General features: G+C 49.1%; 24 protein-coding genes. 1 reads left to right on the forward strand and 23 read right to left on the reverse strand.

Annotation, left to right across the window (positions count from 1 at the left end; genetic code table 11):
- Positions 1-71: 71 nt before the first annotated feature.
- The gene (locus EZMO1_RS17905; protein ID WP_034876635.1) at positions 72-305 is read left to right on the forward strand and encodes a YheU family protein; all 234 of its coding nucleotides are present in this window, start codon (positions 72-74) and stop codon (positions 303-305) included.
- A gap of 53 nt (positions 306-358) precedes the next feature.
- On the opposite strand, the gene EZMO1_RS17910 is transcribed toward EZMO1_RS17905, so the two are convergent.
- The 23 genes from EZMO1_RS17910 to EZMO1_RS18015 form a co-directional block, all read right to left on the reverse strand.
- Positions 359-1810 (reverse strand): DUF945 family protein, encoded by a 1452-nt coding sequence (locus EZMO1_RS17910; protein WP_160174074.1) that lies wholly within the window; start codon positions 1808-1810, stop codon positions 359-361.
- Positions 1811-1860: 50 nt separating this feature from the next.
- A complete protein-coding gene (locus EZMO1_RS17915) occupies positions 1861-2472 on the reverse strand; it encodes a transglycosylase SLT domain-containing protein (protein ID WP_244886710.1) in 612 nt (203 codons plus the stop codon).
- A gap of 14 nt (positions 2473-2486) precedes the next feature.
- Positions 2487-4541, reverse strand: coding sequence for an NAD-dependent DNA ligase LigA (ligA, locus tag EZMO1_RS17920; RefSeq protein ID WP_034876629.1), 2055 nt, complete (start codon positions 4539-4541; stop codon positions 2487-2489).
- Between the two features lie 57 nt (positions 4542-4598).
- Positions 4599-5627 (reverse strand): cell division protein ZipA, encoded by a 1029-nt coding sequence (gene zipA, locus EZMO1_RS17925; RefSeq protein WP_160174073.1) that lies wholly within the window; start codon positions 5625-5627, stop codon positions 4599-4601.
- Between the two features lie 155 nt (positions 5628-5782).
- Entirely contained in the window at positions 5783-9304 is a 3522-nt protein-coding gene (smc, locus tag EZMO1_RS17930; RefSeq protein ID WP_034876623.1) for a chromosome segregation protein SMC, read from the reverse strand.
- A 337-nt stretch (positions 9305-9641) separates the two neighbouring features.
- A complete protein-coding gene (locus tag EZMO1_RS17935; RefSeq protein WP_034876620.1) occupies positions 9642-10889 on the reverse strand; it encodes a hypothetical protein in 1248 nt (415 codons plus the stop codon).
- Between the two features lie 433 nt (positions 10890-11322).
- Positions 11323-12080, reverse strand: a protein-coding gene (locus tag EZMO1_RS28270) for an IS1 family transposase (protein ID WP_420809906.1) whose coding sequence is annotated in 2 segments (ribosomal slippage) — positions 11323-11813 and positions 11813-12080 — 759 coding nt in all. Because the reading frame shifts where the segments join, the coding sequence is not laid out codon by codon here.
- 672 nt (positions 12081-12752) lie between these two features.
- Positions 12753-13010, reverse strand: a complete 258-nt coding sequence (locus EZMO1_RS27415; RefSeq protein ID WP_061509627.1) for a hypothetical protein — start codon at positions 13008-13010, stop codon at positions 12753-12755.
- 343 nt (positions 13011-13353) lie between these two features.
- Positions 13354-13581: a hypothetical protein gene (locus EZMO1_RS17960; protein ID WP_145912651.1), complete on the reverse strand. Its 228-nt coding sequence runs from the start codon at positions 13579-13581 to the stop codon at positions 13354-13356.
- Positions 13547-13678, reverse strand: coding sequence for a hypothetical protein (locus EZMO1_RS27850; RefSeq protein ID WP_275934918.1), 132 nt, complete (start codon positions 13676-13678; stop codon positions 13547-13549). The genes EZMO1_RS17960 and EZMO1_RS27850 overlap by 35 nt, the downstream gene beginning before the upstream one ends.
- Before the next feature lie 2 nt (positions 13679-13680).
- Entirely contained in the window at positions 13681-13920 is a 240-nt protein-coding gene (locus EZMO1_RS17965) for a hypothetical protein (protein ID WP_034876611.1), read from the reverse strand.
- A 104-nt stretch (positions 13921-14024) separates the two neighbouring features.
- Positions 14025-15596 (reverse strand): YfjI family protein, encoded by a 1572-nt coding sequence (locus EZMO1_RS17970; protein ID WP_160174072.1) that lies wholly within the window; start codon positions 15594-15596, stop codon positions 14025-14027.
- A complete protein-coding gene (locus tag EZMO1_RS17975) occupies positions 15583-16584 on the reverse strand; it encodes a primase-helicase zinc-binding domain-containing protein (protein ID WP_145912653.1) in 1002 nt (333 codons plus the stop codon). The genes EZMO1_RS17970 and EZMO1_RS17975 overlap by 14 nt, the downstream gene beginning before the upstream one ends.
- Before the next feature lie 19 nt (positions 16585-16603).
- On the reverse strand, positions 16604-17029 hold the full coding sequence (locus EZMO1_RS17980; RefSeq protein ID WP_034876602.1) for a hypothetical protein: 426 nt from the start codon (positions 17027-17029) through the stop codon (positions 16604-16606).
- Positions 17026-17649 (reverse strand): hypothetical protein, encoded by a 624-nt coding sequence (locus tag EZMO1_RS26310; RefSeq protein ID WP_187300027.1) that lies wholly within the window; start codon positions 17647-17649, stop codon positions 17026-17028. The genes EZMO1_RS17980 and EZMO1_RS26310 overlap by 4 nt, the downstream gene beginning before the upstream one ends.
- Before the next feature lie 22 nt (positions 17650-17671).
- Positions 17672-17962, reverse strand: a complete 291-nt coding sequence (locus EZMO1_RS17985; RefSeq protein WP_034876595.1) for a hypothetical protein — start codon at positions 17960-17962, stop codon at positions 17672-17674.
- Between the two features lie 46 nt (positions 17963-18008).
- The gene (locus EZMO1_RS17990; protein WP_051790024.1) at positions 18009-18413 is read right to left on the reverse strand and encodes a hypothetical protein; all 405 of its coding nucleotides are present in this window, start codon (positions 18411-18413) and stop codon (positions 18009-18011) included.
- A 67-nt stretch (positions 18414-18480) separates the two neighbouring features.
- Positions 18481-18684 (reverse strand): helix-turn-helix transcriptional regulator, encoded by a 204-nt coding sequence (locus EZMO1_RS17995; RefSeq protein ID WP_034876593.1) that lies wholly within the window; start codon positions 18682-18684, stop codon positions 18481-18483.
- A gap of 163 nt (positions 18685-18847) precedes the next feature.
- The gene (locus EZMO1_RS18000) at positions 18848-19891 is read right to left on the reverse strand and encodes a hypothetical protein (protein WP_034876591.1); all 1044 of its coding nucleotides are present in this window, start codon (positions 19889-19891) and stop codon (positions 18848-18850) included.
- A 91-nt stretch (positions 19892-19982) separates the two neighbouring features.
- Complete coding sequence (locus tag EZMO1_RS25800; RefSeq protein WP_201772202.1) at positions 19983-20156, reverse strand: type II toxin-antitoxin system RelE family toxin; 174 nt, start codon at positions 20154-20156, stop codon at positions 19983-19985.
- Positions 20157-20166: 10 nt separating this feature from the next.
- Entirely contained in the window at positions 20167-20367 is a 201-nt protein-coding gene (locus EZMO1_RS18005; protein WP_034876589.1) for a hypothetical protein, read from the reverse strand.
- Between the two features lie 63 nt (positions 20368-20430).
- Positions 20431-21816, reverse strand: coding sequence for a tyrosine-type recombinase/integrase (locus EZMO1_RS18010; RefSeq protein WP_034876588.1), 1386 nt, complete (start codon positions 21814-21816; stop codon positions 20431-20433).
- Positions 21817-22106: 290 nt separating this feature from the next.
- On the reverse strand, positions 22107-22535 hold the full coding sequence (locus EZMO1_RS18015) for a DUF2147 domain-containing protein (protein WP_034876586.1): 429 nt from the start codon (positions 22533-22535) through the stop codon (positions 22107-22109).
- Positions 22536-22580 lie beyond the last annotated feature (45 nt).

The raw sequence follows: 22580 nt of genomic DNA on the forward strand, positions 1-22580 counted from the left end.
TATCCAAGTGTTCATTCCAAAACAAAAGTGCTATTTTCTCATCACTAATAAACTGGATATCGGAACACTTAATGATTATTCCTTATAAGGACATTACACCTGAAACGCTTGAAAACCTTATTGAAGAGTTTGTTAGCCGTGAAGGTACCGACAACGGTTATGACGAGACTCTGGAGCAAAAAGTTAAACAGGTTCTGAAGCAACTGCAGCAAGGCGAAGTCGTCATTGTTTTTGATTCGAACCTGGAAAGTGTCAATATTGTCCCATACAGTCGTGAGCTGGAAAAAAGTCTGCAGGCTGGATAGCCACTGATCATTCACAGGCAGGGGTAAACCCTCACCTGTGAATAAAAAACCAATCAGAGCGGAAAACCATTCAACTCAACGCCATTCAAAAGCAGCTGACCATCTTCCAGCGCCATTTTCACGGTTCTGCTTTCCTTCCACGCGCCTTTTGCCTGCTGCATGCTGTTCAGACATTGCATTTGCTGTTCCGCTTCCTGAAACTGCAGGCAGGACATCGTAAGAAAGTCGCCACTGTTGACCATGGTGTTACACAGCGTACTGTACAGTACCGCTTCGGCTGGCTGACCACCCTGTTCCTGCACAATTTGTTGTGGAATAAACTCGCAGCCCCAGTCCAGTAAATCATCCGATAAATGCACTGAAGCCGACATCGCCATGGACTGCAGAGCCGCGTGAGCCATCAGGCTTTCTTCGACCAGGGTCTGCGGCGGGTTGTCCAGCAAGCCCTGAACAAAGGCTCTGGTCTTGTCGGTACCCGCCAGATCAAAAGCAAAGGCAAAGCTGCCTTTACTGGTTTGCACTGCGAGTTCATCAACAGCCACGCGAGGCTGCGAAGTCACCAGATCAAGCAACCACTGGCTGGCATCATGCACCGACATCAGCTGTTCGGCGTCACCACGCCCCAGCAGTTCCGGAATACGCTCCAGCAGCTTTCGATCAAGGTTTTCAACACTGGAGCGAACGGTTACGCCTTCAATCAAGCTATCCAGCCCCTGCTCAGACAAAGACGGTACCTGTACCGGGCCAGTATTGACTGCAAAATGGCTATTTACCTGATCGTCATCGCTGGTCTGACGACCTTCCGCCTGAATGTTATCCACAACCAGTAACACGTCCGAAGAAACGGCAGGCATGGAATAGGACACTTCCGGAGCCGTCATCGACCAGCTTTGCTGGCGGGTGCTGAACTCCATCACCGGCGAGTTCATATCCATCACAAACAGTGGTTCACTGTTTTCAGTCACCGTCCACATCAGAGGTTCCATATCAACGGCAATGGTTCCGGAGCGATGACTGGTCAGCTGCCCTGCTGCCGGAGCCACTTGCAGGGTCAGAACCGCTCCGGGATCCAAAGGCAACTCTATGCCTTCTGTCGTCAATCTGGCAGACACCGAACCATTCAGATTCATGGAACCACTCAGCGTTCCGGGCATGGTAAAGCGCACACCCTGTTCATAAGCGTGATAACTGATATCCAGATCGCCGGAGATCATGCCCGGCACCGAAAAGAAATTGCCATGCTCCAGAGTGCCGGCCAATTCCAGTGACTGACCATTAATCTTGCGAAGCCCTGTTCCCTGAAGTGACAGCTCCAGCTCCGTGCTGCCATAACCCCGGTTAATCTCCAGACTTTCAACCCGATAATCGTGTTGTTCTGCCAGAGCAATCAGGTCATTGTTCAGGCGCCCCTCAAGAAGAAAGCCGTTGAGTGCTGGCATGCCGAGCACCGCAAGCCCTGCGAGTCCGGAAACACCGGATATCCATATTTTTTTGGTCTTTGTCATTGATAGTGTCATTGATAGGGTCATTGATAGGGTCATTAATAGCGTCTTATTTACAATCTGCAACGTCTCAGTTGTTCACCATAATTACTGGCGCGACTCTTCACCCGTTGCGCAGTATTCATCAGCCAGGGCTTACTTTTGTAGCTACCGCGGCGATATCCGCCATAACCTTCATGATAATTGAGGTACAGTTGATCAGCTCGCCAGAGTGATACTCCATTTACACGACGAGCCTTGTTGGTGTACCAACCAATAAAATCAATCGCATCGGCAAAATTAGTGCGGCTTCTGAAAAAGCCACTGGTCTCGTCCAGATATTCCTGCCAGGTGCCGTCCTGAGCCTGGGCATAACCATACGCCGAAGACTTTCGCGGCAAAGGAATAAACAGGAAGTACGGGCGAGGTGGCCGAACATTGTGTCGAAAACTGGATTCCTGATACATGATCGCCATCTGGATCTGCACAGGGGTTCCCCATTTTTTCTCGGATCGTTTTGCCGCCCGGTACCAGCTGGGCTTCTCCTTGAAAATACTGCACAGGTTGTGGGCATCCGCTGGCGGTACTGTGCTACTGCATCCGGTTAGCAGCAGGCTGGTCAGTAAAACCAGCCCGCCCAGTTTATTGAAGTGCTTTCTTATTAATAAGCCTCTGTTCAAGAGCAAGGCCGACATCTTTATCATTCAACGCCCCAGTCCGTTTTCAGTGCCATAAAATCGTCTTCGGAAATGACCTTAACGCCCAGATTCTGAGCCTTGGTCAGCTTTGATCCTGCCTTTTCACCCGCCAGCAGTACTGTTGTTTTGGCTGAAACCGAGCCGGACACCTTGGCACCCAGCTGTTGCAGGATTTCTTTCCCCTGATCTCTGGTCATAGAGTGCAAAGTGCCGGTCAATACCCAGGTTTCACCGGCAAGCGGCTGTTCCGTTCCTGCCGCCGGAGCTTCAACCGTTGGCCAGTGCACACCCTGTTCAATCAGTTCAGCAATCACTTCCTGATTATGAGGCTGTCGGAAAAACTTTTCGATGTGGGATGCCACTACCGGCCCGACATCGTCCACCGTTTGCAGGTCATCAACGCACACTGACCGAATTGCTTCCAGCTCTTTGTAATGACTGACCAAGCTGCGTGCGGTGGCTTCACCCACTTCCCGAATGCCCAGCGCATAAATAAAACGGGCAAGCGTCGTCGTACGACTACGATCCAGCGCATTGACCAGGTTCGTGGCCGATTTTTTGCCCATGCGTTCCAGACCTGACACCTGTTCGACGGTCAGGCGATACAGGTCAGCCACGGTATTAATCAAACCTCTGGCAACCAGCTGATCCACCAGCTTATCACCCAGCCCTTCAATATCCAGTGCCTTGCGGGAAGCGTAATGCTTGATGGCTTCTTTACGCTGTGCCGAACAGTACAATCCACCAGAACAGCGGGCAGCTGCTTCCCCTTCATCCTGCTCAATTTCAGAATCACACACCGGACAGGTGTCTGGCATCACTATCTCACGCAACTGGTCTTCAGAAGGTCGGCGGGAGTGTACGACACCCACGACTTTCGGGATAACATCTCCTGCCCGGTGGACAATCACAGTGTCACCAATCTTCAGATCGAGCCGGGTGATTTCGTCCATATTGTGCAGAGTGGCATTACTGACAGTAACGCCACCCACAAACACAGGCTCTAGTCTGGCCACCGGTGTAATCGCACCGGTGCGACCCACCTGAAATTCCACATCTTTCAGCAGAGTCATCTCTTCCTGGGCAGGAAACTTGCGGGCAATCGCCCAGCGTGGCGCACGGGCAACAAAACCCAGCTGTTCCTGCATCGCCAGATCATTCACTTTATAGACAATGCCGTCTATTTCATAAGGCAGATCCGGCCTTTTTTCTGCCAGCTGTTCGTAATAGGCTTCACAGGCTTTTATACCTGTTACCACCTGCATTTCGGGGTTAATGCGCAACCCCCATTGACTGAACTGCTCCAGAATGTCGGCGTGTTTTTCCGGCAGGCTGCCACCTTCAACAATACCGGCACTGTAGCAGTACATATCCAGCGGCCGACGTGCCGTCACCTTTGAATCCAGCTGGCGCAAACTGCCTGCGGCTGCATTGCGCGGATTAACAAATACTTTTTCTTCTCTGGCCCGGGCGCGGGCATTCATTTTTTCAAAGCCTTCTTTAGGCATGAAAATTTCTCCCCGTACTTCCAGCCGCTGTGGCCAGCCATTCCCCATAAGCTTCAGAGGAATAGAAGGAATGGTGCGTACATTCAGGGTGATATCTTCTCCGGTGGTACCGTCACCACGGGTAGCTCCGCGCACCAGCAAACCATTCTCGTACAGCAAGCTCACAGCAATGCCATCCAGTTTCGGTTCACAGGCGTATTCAATATCACCTGTTTCCGTCAGACGCTCTTTGACACGGCGGTTAAAGTCCTTCAGGTCATCTTCATTAAAAGCGTTATCCAGCGACAGCATCGGCATTTCATGGCGCACCTGACCAAACTCTTTCAAGGCCGGTGCCCCGACACGCTGGGTCGGAGAGTCTTCCGTCACCAGCTCAGGATATTCCGTTTCCAGCTGTTTCAGATGTTGCAGCAGCTTATCGTAAGCGGCATCGCTGATCTGGGGATCATCCAGCACATAGTAGCGATGATTATGGTGATTAATCTGCTGACGCAGGCTCTGAATTTCCTGCTCAACGTCTTCCTGAGAGAATAGATTTAGGTCAGTCATGATCTGGGAGAGTTTAAAAGCCCTGTCACCAAGAAGGTAACAGGGCGAAAAAGAGAATTAGTGAGAGAGTTTAATGGTCAGCTGCTTGCGTTCGTAATCACGAATTCGCTGACGACAATGCTCCAGCGTCTGCTGGGTCATGACACTCATATTTTCGTCCTTGAGTTCACCGCCAAGATCCAGCGCCAGCTGTTTTGCTGTCTCTTCCATCTGGGCAAACGCTTTCTGCGGTGCTTCCGGCCCGGGCAGACACAGGAACAGACTGAGAATAGTCGTCTCGGTTGCTTCCATATGCTCAATATCAAAGGTACCCGGCTTTACGCCGTTAGCCAGGCTGAACTGTATCTGACCACTGCCTTCTTTGCTGCTGTAACGATGAAAAATCGACCGGTCACCAAAACGCATACCCGCCGTCAGTACGCTTTGCAGCAGGCGCGCACCGTCAAACAACTCATTGTTTTTAGCCAGCACGTTTATCACGACCACTTCTTCAATCGCAGGTCGATCAGATAGCTTTTCCTTGTCTTTTTCCATCTTTCGGGTCGTTCGTGCTTTAGGCACCGGCTCAGAAATCGTCAGCTCATCTTCTGGCTGCATTTGTAATTCAGTCTGAACCCCTCTGGGAGTCTGAGCTGGATGAGCCGGTTCAGAGGCAACCGCAGGTTGTTCGAAACCGTCACCCGCACTGTCTGTACGACTGCTGACAGCGGCACTGGTCACCGGCTCTGACAGATCCAAATCGGGCTCAATCGCAGAGCCAAAATCCATCGCGTCAAAGTCAGGCTCAATCCGGTCAAATCGCTCTGACCGCTCCCTGTCTTCCCTGCGTGACCGCTTTGGGGCGCTGGTTCCTGCCGTTACTTCCGGATCAGAAGTACCCGGCAACTCATCCTGCACTTCGGTTCGACGCGCACCGCCATTGGGTAATTCACTGGAAAATGACTCGTCGTAACCTTTTACTTCTTCAATTCCGAACGTCAGCTCAGTGGCTCGTTTACGAGCCAGACGCATACGGCGATATCCATCAATAATAACTCCAATAATGACGATAACTCCGATTACTATCAGCCACTCTCGTAAACTCATGTCCATGCCATCCGTCTTACCGCACTTTCCGGCTGCTCAGTGCTTACTGTCTGACTCCCGAACCGGAAAAATAAGGTGTATTTCATTCAATGGTACATCAAAAATACATGAATCGGACAGCCTCCAAGAAAGCAATACACGACCATGTTTTTATACTACATTGCTGCCATGGCAGCTGCTTCTTCAATATCCACAGACACCGGACGGGATACACCAGGCTCCTGCATGGTAACCCCCACCAGCTGATTCGCCGCCTGCATCGCAATCTTGTTGTGGGTGATGTAGATGAACTGAACCTTGTCACTCATCTCCGACACCATTTTTGCATAGCGACCAACGTTAGCGTCATCCAGTGGCGCATCCACCTCGTCCAGCATGCAGAACGGTGATGGATTCAACTGGAAGATGGCAAATACCAGCGCAATGGCTGTCAATGCCTTTTCACCGCCGGATAACAGGTGGATAGTACTGTTCTTTTTGCCCGGTGGCTGCGCCATAATCGCAACACCGGTATCCAGCAGATCTTCGCCCGTCAGTTCCAGATAGGCCCGGCCACCGCCGAACACTCTGGGAAACAAGTCCTGCAGACCTGAATTTACCTTATCAAAGGTATTCTTGAAACGTTGCCGGGTCTCCCGGTCAATTTTCCTGATAGCATTCTCTAACGTTTCCAGCGCAGATTCCAGATCTTCATTCTGGGCGTCCAGATAGTTTTTGCGTTCTGATTGCGTTTCATACTCTTCAATGGCAGCCAGATTGATCGCACCCAGTCGCTCAATTCTTGCCTGAAGCCGCTCCAGTTCGTATTCCCAGCTCTGTTCCGACGCTTCTTCCGGCATATTGGCCAGAACCGTCTGCAAATCAAACTGGTCTTCCTTCAGCTGCTCGGCCAGAGTTGTCCGCCTGACCTGCATGCCCTGCCAGTCCATACGCAGTTTTTCCAGGCGCGAGCGAGCAGTCTGGGCTTTCTGATCGGCTGCCTGACGCTCTTTTTCGTACTGTTGCAGGCGCTGTTCCACTTTTTCCAGCTGACTGCGAGCCGCCTGCATCGCCTCTTCTTCTTCCAGTCGGCGGGTCAGCAGTTCTTCCAACTGTTCCTGCAGTTCACTCTCGGGGGAGTGAGACTCACTGAGAGAGGACTGCAACAGTTCTCTGCGCTCACGCAGTTTAGTGGACTGCTGACTCAATCGTTCAATGGCTGCCCGCAGTGACATGACCTGACTGTTAATACTCTGCTGCCGCAGAGCCAGCTGATGGGAGCGTTCTTTATCATGACGGGAACGTTGTCGTACGTCTTCCAGTTTTTCACGGCAACGTTCGCGTTTTTCCAACAGCTCCTCTTTATGGCTGCTGTCGTACTCCATGATGTCCAGCGCTTCCTGCAGCTTCAAACGGGATTCACTGATGCGTTCCTGCTCATGCAGTTGCTGTTCACGACAGTCGGCCAGTTCCTGCTCCAGACGTTTACGTCGCTCGGAAAACTGTTCCAGCCGGACTTTGCGCCCCTGCAGATCGGCTCGTACCTCACCTTGCTGACGACTGAGATCCGACAACTGTTGCTGGATATCCTTGCGCAGGTTCTCCAGAACTTCACCCTGTTCCCGCCGGGTTTGCAGGTCATCAGCCAGTTGCTCCAGTGACTGTTCGATCTGCTCCAGCTTGATGGTCAGCTCTTCCAGTTCCTGCTGACGTTCCAGCACACCGGAGTTGCTGTCAGCACTGCGATTGATGCGCAGCCAGCTTCGGGACAACCAGATCCCCTCAGGCGTTATGATCGACTCCTGAGGTTCCAGCGATTCACGCAGCCCTAATGCTTTGTCCAGCGACTCACAAGTATAAATGCCTGTCAGCAGTGGCAAGGCCTCGTCTCCTGCCAGAACTTTGCTGGCAAGAGTGATTAAACCGGTCTCTTTACCCTTTGTGCTGTTTTGAAGGTGATTGGTTTGACTGGAATCCAGTAATACCGCCGAGCCTTGTTCGAGATTGCCAAGAAAACCCGCCACCGGATCAATGCCATCAACACACAATGCCTGCAAGCTGTCGCCCAGCACGGTTTCCATAGCCAGCTCCCAGCCACTTTCCACCTGCAACTTTTCTGCAAGCTTGGGGCGGTTCTGCAAACCATGTTCTTCCATCCACACCAGCACGCCGGTATCCTGACCCATGGCTGCCTGTTGCAAAGCTTCCAGCGAGGCATGGCGTCCGCGCAGGGTACTGAGCTCGGAACGGCTGCGATCGCGCTGCTCCAGCAATTCATCCACGGACGTACGATTCTGTTCGATCTCGGTCAGAGTATCTTCCTGACGCAGCTCCTGAGTTTCACGAGTCATTTCCAGTTCGGTCAGTCGCTCGGCCAGCAGTTCCATCTCTTCCTGATCTTCACCGCCACCGAGACCATCAAGCTCACCTTTCAGATGCTGGTCACGTTCAGTCAGGCGTTGAATTACCTGTTCGGCGTGCTGAATACGGGACTGCTCCACTTCAGCCGTACGACGCGGCTCGTGTGAACGCTGGTTAAACTGATCCCACTCCTGCTGCAGACGATGCATCTCTTCTTCAACCTGGGCCAGTGCATCGCCAGAACCGGCTTCCTGCTCCAGCAACATTTCCAGCTCAGGCTCAATCTCCAGCTTCTCGGCTTCTAACAGTTCCAGCTGTTCCTGATCATCTGCCATCTGTTCACGGGCTTCCTGCCAGCTGTGTTCAAGCTGCTCAAGGTCGTGATTCAGCTCTTTGGCTCGCTCTTCCCTGTGTCTCAGGGTCTGCTCAATACGGGTGACTTCATTACCGGTGCCATAGAAGCGTGCCTGGGTTTCATGGAAATGATCACTCAGCTCCATCTGCGCAGCACGGTCTTCTTCAGAGCGGGCATCGGCTGCACGCTGCTGACTGACAGCGGCTTCGAGCTGCACTTCCAGCTCACTGATGACGTGCTCCTGGGATTGCGCCCCTTCGTCAATGGTTTTCCAGCGTAATGCCTGTAACTGGGCTTTTTTCAGACGTTCATCAGCTTTGTATTCTTTGTATTTTTCAGCAGCCTGAGCCTGTCGTTGCAGGTGACCAAGACGCCGCCCCAGCTCTTCACGCAGGTCGGTCAGACGTTCAAGGTTTTCATTGGTGCGACGAATGCGATTCTCGGTTTCCCGACGGCGTTCTTTATATTTGGAGATACCGGCAGCTTCTTCAATGAAAACCCTTAATTCTTCCGGCTTGGATTCAACCAGGTTCGAGACAATGCCCTGACTGATAATGGCATAGCTGCGCGGCCCCAGACCGGTGCCCAGGAAAATGTCCATGACATCCCGGCGGCGGCACTTGGTGCCATTCAGGTAGTAAAAATTCTTGGCTTCGGAGGTAAGCAAACGCTTGACGGAGATCTCGCTGAATGCAGCGTACTCTCCGGTGACTCGACCTTCATTATTGTCAAAGACCAGCTCAACCGACGCTTTGGCGGCCGGCTTACGACTGTTGGAACCTTTGAAAATAACATCGGTCATGGACTCGCCACGCAGGTGCTTGGCAGAGGATTCGCCCATTACCCAGCGTACCGCGTCGATAATATTGGACTTTCCGCACCCGTTTGGTCCGACCACACCGCTCATATTGGAGGGGAAATGAACCACCGTCGGGTCCACAAATGATTTGAAACCGGCCAGTTTGATCGATTTTAGACGCATCTTATCCTTTAGCTCATCGCTTTCGGGGCCACAGTATGCCGTTTATCTTGAAAATGAATTCATCACACGCACTGTCTGTACCTGTACAGGTAGCCTCTCGCGGCCCCCATTCCCTGTCCTCGAGAGTTGCCTGGATCACCTACTGACGTATTGAACGAATTAAATCTGATGGCGTACACAGGCATTAACTGCCTACACCTTAACTACCAGAGTGTACACAGGATTAGACTAACAGGAAAAGTCGTTAAATCCGAAAAGATAAGACAAGATGATTGAAAAGTAGTTCAGAAGTCGTTGGAAACCGCATCCCTGCAGTCTCTATATAAGCCAATCGTTCTCAAGGCTCGTCATGAACAGGATGGGAGAAGGTTTCAACGTCAGAATACAGAGTACTGGTGACCTCCATCCGTGTACCTCTGACCATGGGGATAAAGATTTCACCTTCCTTGCTGACATCTCTTCGCCAGAATTTGGTGTCATCCATGTAGGTCGCCTTATGATACTTGCTCAATTCACCGCGAACCGTGATATCCCCTGGGTCTGTATCATCAATATCGCTGCCTTTAGGCAGTGCATTGACACCGCTGGCTATAACGTCCAGCCATTCGGATTCCACGCCAGATCGGCCAGCGGCATGTTTGATCGCTGAAAAAGCAAACTTAAGCACCTTAATGAATGAAATATTAAGATCCCTTTCCTTCATCACCAGCCGAACCTGATCTGCTCCTTTCCAGTACAACAGCTCTGTCTTGCCGACATTCACGCCTTTTTCTGTCGCCCAGTCGATATCGACCGTATCCATGCGAATGAATTTGCCCTGCTTGTAATAGAGAACCAGAAAGTAGATTTCCGGATCGCCAAACCACTCTTTTGTCTCTCTTAACGTTAATTTGATCACACTGGTGTCTTTTGCCCACTTTTTACCATCGGTTGATGTAGGCGTTTCCACATCAGGGGCTGCTTCCATGGAAACGGGCTTCAGCCGGTATACCAGCCTTACGGCATCCTGCTTCACATCTTCAGTTTTTATATATCTGAAATCACAGACTCCCTGACGACAATTTTTACCGTCGGTTACATAGCCAATCTCAGGTACCTTTTCACCCTCGTTGACGACTACCTCAGGGTCAGGTCTGACATAGCCCACCAGGGGATTATCTGTTTTACCCAGACGGTAATAACGCCACCTGAGCACAGATGGGTCTGACGGATTGATTTCTCCATACATAAAGCATTTAGCAACGCTTTCCACAGCATTCTGTGATTCCTCCAATGCGGGTATTTCACCAATCAGTTGTGGGTAGTGTTTTTTGACGGCATCGGGGAATGCTTCGAGAGACAGCTCAAGATATTTGCCAGTACTGCTTCCTTCCTCCATCACTTTCCGGAACTTATCCCCATGGAGATCCAGCCTTAGTGAGGTAATAAACACATCCTGAGCTCTCGTTAACTCTTTGAACTGATCTTCATCGGACTTCTGCTGGAATGCAGCGCATTCCTCAGGCGTCATTGCCCAGCCGGGTAAAGACGCCAGTGTTCCAAGTAGTGGTAAAGCAAATAAGCAACTGCGGGAAAAACTAACCATAGCAGGCATACCTGATCGTAGTGATAGGATATAGGGACAAGAGAAAAGAAAGAGGCTGACAAGACGTCAGCCCATTAGATTGTAGAACAGATCATTTATATTTTTATTTTTCAGTAACTTATATTAAAAGCAACATCGTACAGACAAGAACTTAACGAAATAGCTCCCCGCATTGCTCCCCGTTTTTGTCGGACTGTACCGGTAATCCATGGAATAATGATCAGCCAATTTCAGGCATTACAGATCCTTTGAAATGCCACCATTTACAACTACTCCAGCCCTATACCAACATCTGACAACAATTCCCCTTTGAACAATCCAGCATTACCACCAGCCCTGAATGAATGCTGTCGAACTTATCTCCTGCTTTCTGGTCTATTGATTGGTTGGTGCTGGTGTAGGCCGATGATGGTTGGGTAGTGGGCCAGAACTGTTATATCGCGTGAATATTGACCCCAAACTCAACTTTATTAATCAATAATCCAATAACAATATCGTGCATCTTTTCGAGCTTTGAAAAACAAATTGTCTTTCTGGCCAACCGTTTAATCCAAGTCCGAAAATTAAGGTTTTTACGCTCTATCTTCTGAGTGTTTGCTTTACCAATAATATGCATGTTTTCATCAAGGTGTCGCTCATAGGCTCCCCAATCATCGGTGTAAAATTTATTAATACCAAATGGCTTCAGAAGTGTTTTGAGTTCTTTAAAAACTTCATCTTTCCGTTTTCCGAAAACATAAGCAAGCACGGTATTTGTAGCGTGATCAACAGCATACCAAAGCCAGCGTTGGTTCGATTTATCATGAACATACGACCACTGCTCATCTAGCTCAGCCTCTTGGCAGACAAGCCCTACATGAATAATTGCATCTGACTTGAGATCAATAGTTTGAATATTTGGGTTGACCTTTACCAGACCGCTTTCTTTTTTTTTAGAGTCTTTATTACTGTTGTCTTGCTTATTCCGAGTACTTTACTTGTATCCCTGATTCCGCTGCCATTTATTGCCATATCGATGATTTTTTCTTTAACGCCAGGCTCACAGGCCTTGTAGCGATATTCAAGCATGAAGGTTTTGATTTCACATTTGTCATTACAGCAATAGTATCGTGGAACATCATGAGTGCTGTATCCGAAAGGCCGAACTTGGTTACTGCCACATGTTGTACAGAGGACTTGCGTAAGGCACATTTTTAAACCGCATTTTTCAAAGTTGCCGAATGTCGTATTTTAGCAGACAGGGCTAGAATCACAGAACTGTGCCACTACCGATGGTTGTTTTGCAGCCGCCCGGAGATGCCGCCAGCATCAACCATCTTATCCACCTTCCTTACTGACTCGTTGTGTTCAGCCTGCCAGCCCTCAACATATCAGGCATCAATGCTTGTCACTGGTTCGAACTCCAAACTTCGAACTTTCCTTCGAACCACTATTCGAACCTGTAGTTTTCTGGAGCGTCTGACAATCACTAAAGAACGTTCTCAAAGCCCTATACTAACTGGCCTTTGCTGCCACTGGTTCGCAGTTGGAAGTGCGAACTTTTGTGCGAACCACTGCGAACCGGTTTGCACTTCAGACTGCAAACTTTTCTGCAAACCATTAGAAAGGTGAATGGGTTGTTCCTGCTGGTGGCCTGCTGTCTTTACATGGTTATCAAGCTTGGTGACTGTGTTAAAGCAGGTAGTTATGCAGACCACGGACAACACTGTCCGTTTGTATGTAGGCTGGTGGATCGGATTACTTCAATGCTGCTGACTGTAACCATTGATGGTTAAGAGAGTGCGTAGTTCCATGACTGGTGCGCATTCTCAACTGCGCACTACTCTGCGCACCGGCTGCGCATTCCCTTGATTTACCGGGCTTTCAGGCAAACGGTACGAATCCTGAAGTTCGTACTTCTGTTCGTACCTTCATTCGTACCGGCTGCTTACTTGGCTCCAGCAATGCCATAAATTGATAAAGGGCAAAAAGTACGCAGTTGAAAGTGCGTACTTTCTTGCGTACCGGCTGCGTACTTTTATCATTCGCTATGCTTACAGTGGACTCTGTTGTGGGATGGAGCGACACATCGGCAATCATCAGGTTGTGCGGATGCTCACCATCGATGCCCGCAGAGTCCACCTTCTAACATTTTCCTACATTCCATCTGTTCGCTAAGCACTGGTTAGGAGGAAAGCTTTTATACATTGATGTTTAAAAGCACTCCAAACTTTTGCACATCAATGTGTAAAAGGCTCTGCTGCTTGAAAAAACTTGAGAGAGTCATGTTTAACGGGAGAGTATTCACGCTGGTTGCTGCCCGTCATTACAGGCCAGTCGAATTTATGGCCCACCCTGAACTACTTGTCTCAAAGGTTAACATTGCTTAGCAGGCAGGATCGGGGGTCATTGGTTGGCCTACCTCCGGTACTTTCACTCAGGAATGAGTAAAAGTCAGAGTATCAACAAGGTCAGCCTGTCAGTATCAGCTTGCCCGGTTAATCAATGCCTCTAACTGCTCGATGGACTCCGTGTATTCAATGGTCAACCTTCTTACTTCCTTCATGAGTCCGTCTAATTCGTCGGCTCTGGCAAGGTCGTCAAGGTCGTTTGTTAGCCTGTAGGCTTGGACGTGATAACCGGCTGCAAACTCAAGCCGCTTTCTCAAGCCTTCCAGTTCAACCACTGCTGCATCCAATACTTTGTTTTCCATGTTCCGCTGCTCCTTCATCGTGTACCGTCTTACCGGACAAATAAAACCGGGCAATGTACCCGGCTTTGAAAGTGTTGTATTCAACATTTCTCAACATGCTTACTGCTGCTTTTGCTGGTGCTGCTCAAAGTCAGCATGGACTCTGGTCAGTGTATTGAAGGCTCGCCACTTCCTCCCCCTAGGCTTTTTGTATTCGCCCTCGATCTGCAAGCCCTGTTCAGGATCGTTATCCAGTCGGGTTATCCTTACATGGGTTGCAGGTACTTCCAGATACGCCGCTACAAGGTTGATCACGAACCATTGGTTTTTTATGAATCGGTTTTGAGCGTTGATCAACATGATTGTCCTCCTGAAAAATTCAGAAAATATGTAGGGTAGGACACCCGAAAATACCCGTTTTAATAAGATGCTTTATTATTTCGGGTATATTCGGGGTATCTACCTTAGCCTTTCTCTTGTTTTTCTTCCTGATCTGCCAGTGCTGCCGGGTTGATATGATATGTCACCATTGCTCGACCTTTCGCACTTTTCCTTTGTTCTTCCCTGTACACATAACCGTGTGCCTCAAGAATTGCTAAGGCTCGTTCACGCTCTGGTTTTTCGGTTAGCCCCATCCAGCCTTTATCCCTCAACTGATCACCCTTGAAAGACAGCGGCAACTTTTCCAATCTGTCGATCAGTATTCTGGCTCCTGCAAATGGGTTGTCTGCCAGTGCGTAAACCCTTTGAGCATGAGTTTCCAATACATCACACCAGCGTATAGCCATACTTGCAGACTCCTTGCTGATACTTCCTGCTGCCCCGTTCTGGATAACATGAAAGACAAGTGCCAATGCAGGCATCAATGCGGGAAACTTTCCAAGGTGACTTTCCATTTGCAGGCTGATCCCTTCACTGCTGATACGAGTCATCAGCTTGCAGTACCAGTCGTTGAATACTTCCTGTGCCTGATCATCAAACCTCAGCGATAGTTTATCGCCTTCATCATCCTGATACTGAATGTCATTCAGCCTGCGGAACACTTGATAAGCTTTTTCCTGCAACGCTTTGTTGGGTCTGCGGTCAGTGTGCTTGAACTCTCCGGCATCGGGATACACTAGCAACTGCAATCGCTCAACAAGCCCGTCATCCCCTGAGCCTTCCCTTTGAGTCATCAGTAACGGGAGTAGTCTCCCCGGTTGAATACCTCCCAGCAATGCAACTGTGTTTGATGGAATGTACACATCATCCCTCGATACACGGTCATAGCTGAATGTACCGTCACCGTTGAATGCTTCCAGCCAGAACGCTCTATCCTGCTGCCGGTCATCACGGTTAAGTCCTGCAATCCATCCTGCAAGTTCATCACGGAACAATAACAAGCCCCATGGGTTTTCAGACAACAGAATGCCCAGCTTTTCTATCGTGGCATCGTTGATAATGTATCGACGGTTGAGCGGCTTTTCCGGGTCTGTCGTGTCATCCATAAGCAAAGCTTCTGCTGCCTGCATGTCACCTTTTTTCACCAATGCAGCCGCTTTCTTTTCAGCTTCCTTATTTGCCATTTGGTTTATTTTTTCTTGTGCCTGGTATCGCTTCAGATCGTCTTTATGTTGCTCTCTGGCTTCCGCTTCCAGTCGGGTTAACGGGTGAGTTGCAGCTTTGATGACCGGTGTCTTTTTCTGGCTTGGCCTGCCAATACAACAGCCCCACAAGTTCGGGATGATTGCCCAGTCGTCATACTGCTTTGGCTTAACACTGACCTTTCGACCAATCAGGCTACCCAGTGCTGATATTGCAGCAACAGCGGCATACTCATAAGGCGCATTGTCCATACGCTGAACAACGTCTGTTAACCAGCCTGACAATTCATCGGGCAACATATCCGGTGTAATGGGCTTAACAGGTAACAGATCATTCCTGATTGGCTTCAGTTCAGGCCACTCAATAACGGGTTGTCCTGCTGCCTGCCGGATAGCTTCCTGAATGTTGACGGGGTTCATTACTGTTACTTTCGGGTCGTCACACATTGCCATGCCTAAGCCCTCCATTGGCAAGGTAGTAATCGGAAAAGTCAGCCCCGTTGCTGCTGTTCTGCATTGCAGGCGGTAGCATGATCAAAGCCCCTACGGACTGCGCAGCTTTCATTGCGTCGGTCAGTCCGGGGTTGTCTGGTTGGTGGGTGTCGTTGTCGGCTGCAATGATCAACCGGCTATCAGGGTTCTGTTCGCTGGCGATCCGGGCAACGCCTTCAAGGTTGCCTTTACCCATAGAGGAATAAACCCTTATGGTTTCCCTTTCCATCAGGTACAAGCTTGCCCCTGTTGCCCAGCCTTCACAGATGTACACTGTCCAGCTTTCATCACCAAAGCGGTGATATACATTCGTCCTCAATCCGTCCTCAAGGCCAAACTTAAAACCATCGGGTTTGATCTTCTCCACGTTCACCAGCTTGTGACCTCTGGCAAACAATGGAATCAGTAACAGGTTTCCATCCTGCCTGAGATTCATTGGTGGTAATTGCTTTCGAACCAAGTACGGGTGATTCGGGTCTGCCGGTAAAGCCTTGCCCAGAATAGACGGCACGGTATCGGCTACCTGCTCCTGTCGTTTCTTTTTCTGTTCGGCCTCCTGTTGCCTTCTGGCTTCCTGCTCCTGCCGTCTGGCTTCCATGCTGGCAGTTATACGGGCTTGATCTGCAAGGGCTTCAGCTTCATTGCGGTATGACCTGCGCTCAATACCCAGCCACCTTGCAACCTGATCAACCGCATCAGGAAAACGACACTCCTGCATTTTCATAATCAGGCTAAACCCGTCGCCTGCTCCGCAATGCCTGCAAAAGTAATTGCCGTTGTCTGCACTCTTGAACTCGTACCGGTCGCGCCCTCCACAATGAGGGCACGGGATATTGCGCTTACGTGGGTTGACCTCGTTATCAGTCAGCCCACACAGCGATTGAAGAATACCGTCCCACTGTCCACCAGCGGCAAGCTTTACCTGTTCAGTGAATACCTGTGCTTTCACTGGAAAACCTCCATTGCCTTCACTCCGTCCATTCGTCGTCACAATCTGACGGGAAGTACATGCTGATTCCCTGAGTGACTGCGCATAGTTTCCTGACTGTGGAGTGACAAACCCTTAGTGATAAAGCTTCCTCACTGGTTAGCTTTCTGATCTGGCCTTCTGACTCCAGTACCTTTGCGGTTGCGTCCAACTGTTCAGCAATTCGACTCAGCGCAATGATCGGATCATTGGAAGCACTGTATAAACGCTCCAAGTCATCGACCTTTTGAATGGTTGGGGTTGCTGGCTGTTCAACAATCACACTCGGCTTTTCAGCTTCAAGCGTGTCATTGCTCCGATGAAGAACTTCACGGGCTTTTTGTAACCAACGGTTGCCACTGGCAAGGCGGTAAGGGTTTCTGATCCTGAAACGGCGGTTGGTTCCTCTCAGTGCTACATTGCTCATGCTGCTCCCCTCCCGGTATTCCATCCACACACAACAGCGTTCAGCCTGTGGGCTTCCTTTCTGGCTGCATTGCGGGAGTTGAACGACAAGGTAATGTAACCACGTACACGACGGTCACAAAGGCGGGGTGATTGGCCTTCCAGTAAGGCGAGACGGTAAGTAGCCATAGGGCAGTCTCCTTTGAGTTTGGAGCCTGTCACCCAGTGCGAGAATACTGATATGGCGACAGGACTGAAGGGGTTCTCACCACCGGCCTCAAAGGATACCGGCCTACCCGAAGGTAGCCCCTTCAGCCCCGTCATTACATGGGTATGCTGAAGTAATACGCAACAAAAAAGCCGCTCTGCTGGCGACTGCTGCGCCTTTGAGAATACCGGGGTGAGAGTCCGGGTTCCTGATTTTGCAGGAACACTGTTAACGTTAGCGCAACGTTTTATTGCTGGCAATACCTTAACATTCCTTAACTTCTGCCTGCATCGTGAATACTGCTGATTGACGGCAAGCCGTTGAGCCTGCCGATTGATTGCCTGAATCATGTTTGCTGTCCGTTGTCGTCTTCCAGTGCGTTTACTTCCTGCCGCTCTGGTGGTTTGTTCCTGAATGGCAAGGCGGTACTTCACGCCCTGCCATTGTTGCCGGTGTTTAGTGCTGGCTACCAAGCAAACGAATCTTTCTCAGGATGTTGTAGCGTTTGGCTTTGGCCTGCTTCCACTTCTCGGCAAGTACTTCTGTTTTCTGGCAACGTGGGCAGTGTTCGCCCTGCCGATCTCTGCATGTCTTGGACTGATCTGCTGTTACCTGCTCGCAATCCTGCCGTGAAGGAAACTGTTCTTTCAGCTTTGAAAGCTTCTGCTCGATCTTTGCCAGTTCACGGGAGAGGTGAAGGGCTTTCTTTTCAGGGGTGACACGAACGGTCATTGATACGGTTTTCATTCTGCTTATCCTTGCCTGATTATTTAAGAGGGTTTTTCAGGGGTAGCTACCCTGTATGTTTTTTATTTTCCGGTTCGTCATTGGCTGCAAACTGTTCCACCAGCATTGCAGCCAGATTCACAGTTAAGTGATTGCTTCCACGCTTTAGCCGACACTGGTTTAACAAGCTGAGTGCCTGCTCTGCTGTCTTCCTGTTCGGTAGCCAATAGCGGTTGAATTGCGCCTTACTGCCATCGTGCCGGGTGTAAGGATCGGGAGAGCGAGCAATGGTAATGCCTGCTTTTTGCAGCCTCGACACATCGGTATTCAGGCAACTGCTCCAGAACAAGCCGGGTTGGTGTTTGAAGTGATAGCCTTGATGCGGGCTGGCTACTTCAATTTGCCTTAAACCTTCCCTGCCAGATTCCAGAAAGGCATACAGGCAGTTTTCTAACTTAGTGGGTTGCTTCATAATGGGTTGTCCTTTCCTGTGCTGTACGGGCTCTTCAGTGGCGACTGATAGCCCGTTACCTTCCTGCTCAATCGTTGGCTGCTTTTCGCTGCTGCTCCCATTCCTCCAATTCAGTGATTTTCCAGCGAGCGCAACGAATCCCCATTGAATACGACTTGGGGAACTGTATGTCTTCGTCGTTCATCCAGCGGTAAAGGGTGGTGTTACCAATCCCGTAGCGGGTCAGTACTTCTTTGCGGGTGAGGTAGGTTTGCAGGTTTGTATTTGTCATTCTGCTTGGTTCCTTGCTGTGCTTTGGTTTTCCATGAGCATGGACAAAGTTAGAAGCAGAAAAGAAAATTAGTAAGATGGTCTAGGTAGGCTATGTAGAGGTAATCAGGGTGGGCTAAGTTGGCTGTAGCCCCTATGAATAAAGAGCTACAGGGTAGGCTAAGTTATTTTTTGTTTCTTATCATTAAGTAGTCTTCCAGCGATGGATAATATTCACTTCCTCCTTCTGGTGCCCACCCTATGATCTGTGCCAACTTATCTCTCCCTCCCATCTTCGGGTAGCGTTCATCAAGTAATGCTTGAGCTGCAATTTTCGGTGTTCGTTTTCCAGTTCCATTTTCTACTAGCTCAAGCCATACACTGATAGCTGCCCATAACTTTTCGCTGAGGTAAGGATTGTTTTTGGTAAACAGGGCATCCAATGAGGCATTATTAACGGGCTGCTTATTATGTGGTTCTGTTGGATGTTTATAAGGAAAGTTCAACCCATTTGATTTCGCCCATTCTGTTATAAACTTGCTTTGCAGGTAAATGATCTCAGGTTTGTTGTCTGATTCGTCCTTAATGACTTCAGGTTCCGCTAAGCCTTCTCTGTTAATCACTACTCTGATTTGTCCGTAATATAAATCCGCTTTTTCCCATCCCGCTATATTTTTTTTCTTTGCAACAAGAACTAACAAGTCCGATTCGTCGTCACCAAATGCAGAGACTTTTTTGATTTCTTGAGGGTCAATTCCAGCCAAGAGCAAGCAGGCTTCATCCAGTCTGTAATAGTCTCGGATATTCCAATATGACAGGTCTATCTGTGATTTGGGTGCTTCATCCTGCAAGCTGATCAAGCTATTAAGATCGACTCGTTTGACTCTCAGAGAGGATTTAGAAACGGTAAATTTATGCCTGAATATACCACCATCACTCCACCTCAGGTCATGACTGATAGTACCTTCACCACACTCAAGGATCGCAGACGCAACCATTGGCGAAACCTGCTCATAATCCGGGAATTGAGCGGTGGGTTCTTCGTCTGTAAAGCCACCATACTCAATAACCTCATAAGGAACCTGCTTTACCATATCTGAAACTTTGAACTGGTAATATGCTGGCAATACTCCCTCACAAATCATTTGCTCAATCAGGTCATTACTTAGCCCTGCAATCTCAACTCCCATGCTCAAAGTGACATACTTGGTAAGTGCGTCAATTTTCATCGCTGCCCCCAGCAAACCTACATTAAGTAGCCAGACAGAGCGGGTAGGTAATCCGCCTTTTCGGGTAGCTCTCCCTAGTCTGACCAAACGCTTACCGGTAAACCCCTTTCCGGTGGCCTACCTTCACTACTTCGATTATCAGTTGTCCGTTGTGTATCTGGTATATCAGCCGGTAGTCACCAGCCCTTACCCAATATGTATGTTCTGTGCCTGCCAGCTTCCGGCATTCGTCCGAGTGTGGATCGTCCACCAGCAATTCAGCCAAAGCTACCAGTTTATTTACTGTTGTATTGGGTAGCTTTCAGAGACTTGATCACTTCACCACGGGATACCGTGTCTTCATCCCTGCGCTCTGCAACTGTGGCAAGGTCTTCAAGGTCTTCTAATAGTTCCTGGTACTGATCGACAGGCAGGACAACAAAAACACGATTGCCTTGTTCATCGATAATGTATTGCGGTTTGGCTGGTGCTGGCATTGTGCCGCCTCCAGTATTAAATCGGGTATTTTCGGGTGACCTACCCTGCATGTTTTTTAAAAACTATGCCTTGTTGCCGGACTGCTTATACTGCTCCAGATCAACGACCTTTACGTTTTCACCTTTCAGTATCTTATCCAGAAAGGCATCGTACTTTTTCAGGGCTTCCCGTTTCTCTGGCAGTCGGTCTGAATGATCATAGTGCTTGCTCTCAATGCTGCCATCCTCACGACTTTGAATGAGGTATCTCTGCTCACGGGGTACACGACATTCAATAAGTAAGCTGGTTGCTGTGCGTCTGAAATCTTTTGGGGTGAATCGCTCCGGGGCTTTCTCGCCTTTGGCTCTCGCTTCTACTTCCAGAAAGTTACAGTATCGGCCTACCTTTACACCCAGCGTAGTTTCACTGATAGGTTTGCTTCCCCTGATAGTAAATATCCATTCAAAGCTGCCTGAAATATCCCTCAAATCATACAGTATTTGCATTGACCGTGGTGTTAGCGGCATTACCCGTTTGCGAGGCTCACCACGCCCTTTACCATCCATAAAGGTAAGGGTTCGTCTTTCAAAGTCCACATCTGACCACTTGCATTCAATTAACTGCTCTGGCCTGTTGCCCCCAGTTGACAGCATAAGTTTAAGCAACAAGCCGAATACCGGGCTACACCTTCCCATAGCGTGATCAAAGCCATACCAGAACTTTTTCACTTCAGCATGGGAAAGGGTGCGTTCCCTCACATACTCAAAAGCCTTTTGACTGGTAACATTGGCTACCGGGTTATGCTCGATATGAAAACGTGTATTGTGGTGTACCTGCTCCATTGGGTCATTGTCGGCTTTAATGCCATAAGCAAATGAGGAATGAAGATAGCTTCTGACCCGATTGGCTATTGTCGTTCCACCTCCCTCTATGATTCGCCGAATAATTTTAACTATGTCATCAGAAGTGATATCACGCGCTTTCGTTTTTGACAGTTCAGGAAATGCTCGGTGTACATGCTTGTTCAATGCGTTTCTGACATCTTTTTCTGACTTCTTTTTATTCTTGTTTCTCAAAGAAGCAATATAGTTGTCGCAAAGCTGTTGAAGTGATCCTTGAGAGGCTTCTATCTGCGCCTGAGCTTTCAACTCTTTTGCTGCCTGATTTTGCTTGAGTAACTCAGCTTCCAGATAACCCTTGAGATCACCACCGCACTCTCTCCGGGTTCTTGCCAACTCTTGAGCTTTGTCCCTGCATTCAGCCAATGTGTAACCGTGGCTGCTCTTTGTGATTTTGTACTGCCCTACTTTGATAAGGTTCTCGTCACCTTTGTTTCGATAACGATAGTAAGCCTCAACATTCCCTGAGGCACGTTTCCAGAACAGTAACGCGCCATCCCCCCGACTACCTACAGATTCACTCGCCTTACCTTGTAGGTTTCTCAGTTGTAAGTCTGTCAGCTTTCCCATGGCCTGTACTCCTGTTCTTATTTTTGATCTGCCGGGGTTGCTCCCTGTAAGGAAAGGGCGAATTTGCTCCCCTTATTGCTCCCCGTTTCTATCGGCATAGTGAGGAATACTATAGTACAGAAAAGTACGAAAAGGGAATTAAAGCCCCATATATCAAGGGCTTTAGAGGTTATTAAGGAATTGTACGGTAGTACTAAGAATAAAAAGAAGGCTGACAAGACGTCAGCCTGACTATTAATTAGAAGGCTATATGGCCAGTGTCAAATAAAGCAGGATTGAAAGGAACTGAACTAGTTTGCCTTGAGCCAGACCTGAGTTCTGCCCAGCAAGGCGAAGCCCAGATAACCCCTGACTTTTAACTTCTCGCCTCCGTCTATCAGCGACAGGCTGGCGCTGTATATTTTTCCGGAAGCAGGATCAAGAATTTTACCATCGTCGTATTTATCGCCATCCTTCGTTAACCCCCAGATAAAGGTCATTCCCTCTATTTTCTGGTTCTTGAACTCTCCAGTGCATTCATCACAGAGTTTATCTCTGGATTCGGGGTCTGCGATCTGCTCAATACGCCCTTTCAGCTGATTATCTTCCATATAAATGGAGACAAGGCTTTCAACTTCATTGGTCTTTTCATTCACGGTGTGCCACTGGCCTACATAGTCATTGGCAGAAACAGCGAGCGATAAGCAACAGGCAGAGGCGAGTAAAAGTTTTTTCAGCATAATTTTCTTCTTATTGTTTTGGCAGCAGATAGTCAGATCAGACCA

Origin of the sequence: Endozoicomonas montiporae CL-33, assembly GCF_001583435.1 — a bacterium.
Taxonomy (GTDB): domain Bacteria; phylum Pseudomonadota; class Gammaproteobacteria; order Pseudomonadales; family Endozoicomonadaceae; genus Endozoicomonas_A; species Endozoicomonas_A montiporae.

What these genes read in the sequence shown, in the direction of transcription:
- smc (WP_034876623.1), bottom strand. Translation starts at nt 9,304, where the DNA reads ATGCGTCTAAAATCGATCAAACTGGCCGGTTTCAAATCATTTGTGGAC.
- ligA (WP_034876629.1), bottom strand. Translation starts at nt 4,541, where the DNA reads ATGACTGACCTAAATCTATTCTCTCAGGAAGACGTTGAGCAGGAAATT.
- EZMO1_RS18015 (WP_034876586.1), bottom strand. Translation starts at nt 22,535, where the DNA reads ATGCTGAAAAAACTTTTACTCGCCTCTGCCTGTTGCTTATCGCTCGCT.
- EZMO1_RS17985 (WP_034876595.1), bottom strand. Translation starts at nt 17,962, where the DNA reads ATGAAAACCGTATCAATGACCGTTCGTGTCACCCCTGAAAAGAAAGCC.
- EZMO1_RS17965 (WP_034876611.1), bottom strand. Translation starts at nt 13,920, where the DNA reads ATGTTGATCAACGCTCAAAACCGATTCATAAAAAACCAATGGTTCGTG.
- zipA (WP_160174073.1), bottom strand. Translation starts at nt 5,627, where the DNA reads ATGAGTTTACGAGAGTGGCTGATAGTAATCGGAGTTATCGTCATTATT.
- EZMO1_RS17960 (WP_145912651.1), bottom strand. Translation starts at nt 13,581, where the DNA reads ATGGAAAACAAAGTATTGGATGCAGCAGTGGTTGAACTGGAAGGCTTG.
- EZMO1_RS17910 (WP_160174074.1), bottom strand. Translation starts at nt 1,810, where the DNA reads ATGACAAAGACCAAAAAAATATGGATATCCGGTGTTTCCGGACTCGCA.
- EZMO1_RS17980 (WP_034876602.1), bottom strand. Translation starts at nt 17,029, where the DNA reads ATGAGCAATGTAGCACTGAGAGGAACCAACCGCCGTTTCAGGATCAGA.
- EZMO1_RS17935 (WP_034876620.1), bottom strand. Translation starts at nt 10,889, where the DNA reads ATGGTTAGTTTTTCCCGCAGTTGCTTATTTGCTTTACCACTACTTGGA.
- EZMO1_RS27850 (WP_275934918.1), bottom strand. Translation starts at nt 13,678, where the DNA reads ATGTTGAGAAATGTTGAATACAACACTTTCAAAGCCGGGTACATTGCC.
- EZMO1_RS18005 (WP_034876589.1), bottom strand. Translation starts at nt 20,367, where the DNA reads ATGCCAGCACCAGCCAAACCGCAATACATTATCGATGAACAAGGCAAT.
- EZMO1_RS18000 (WP_034876591.1), bottom strand. Translation starts at nt 19,891, where the DNA reads ATGAAAATTGACGCACTTACCAAGTATGTCACTTTGAGCATGGGAGTT.
- EZMO1_RS17990 (WP_051790024.1), bottom strand. Translation starts at nt 18,413, where the DNA reads ATGAAGCAACCCACTAAGTTAGAAAACTGCCTGTATGCCTTTCTGGAA.
- EZMO1_RS18010 (WP_034876588.1), bottom strand. Translation starts at nt 21,816, where the DNA reads ATGGGAAAGCTGACAGACTTACAACTGAGAAACCTACAAGGTAAGGCG.
- EZMO1_RS17970 (WP_160174072.1), bottom strand. Translation starts at nt 15,596, where the DNA reads ATGGCAATGTGTGACGACCCGAAAGTAACAGTAATGAACCCCGTCAAC.
- EZMO1_RS17905 (WP_034876635.1), top strand. Translation starts at nt 72, where the DNA reads ATGATTATTCCTTATAAGGACATTACACCTGAAACGCTTGAAAACCTT.
- EZMO1_RS17995 (WP_034876593.1), bottom strand. Translation starts at nt 18,684, where the DNA reads ATGACAAATACAAACCTGCAAACCTACCTCACCCGCAAAGAAGTACTG.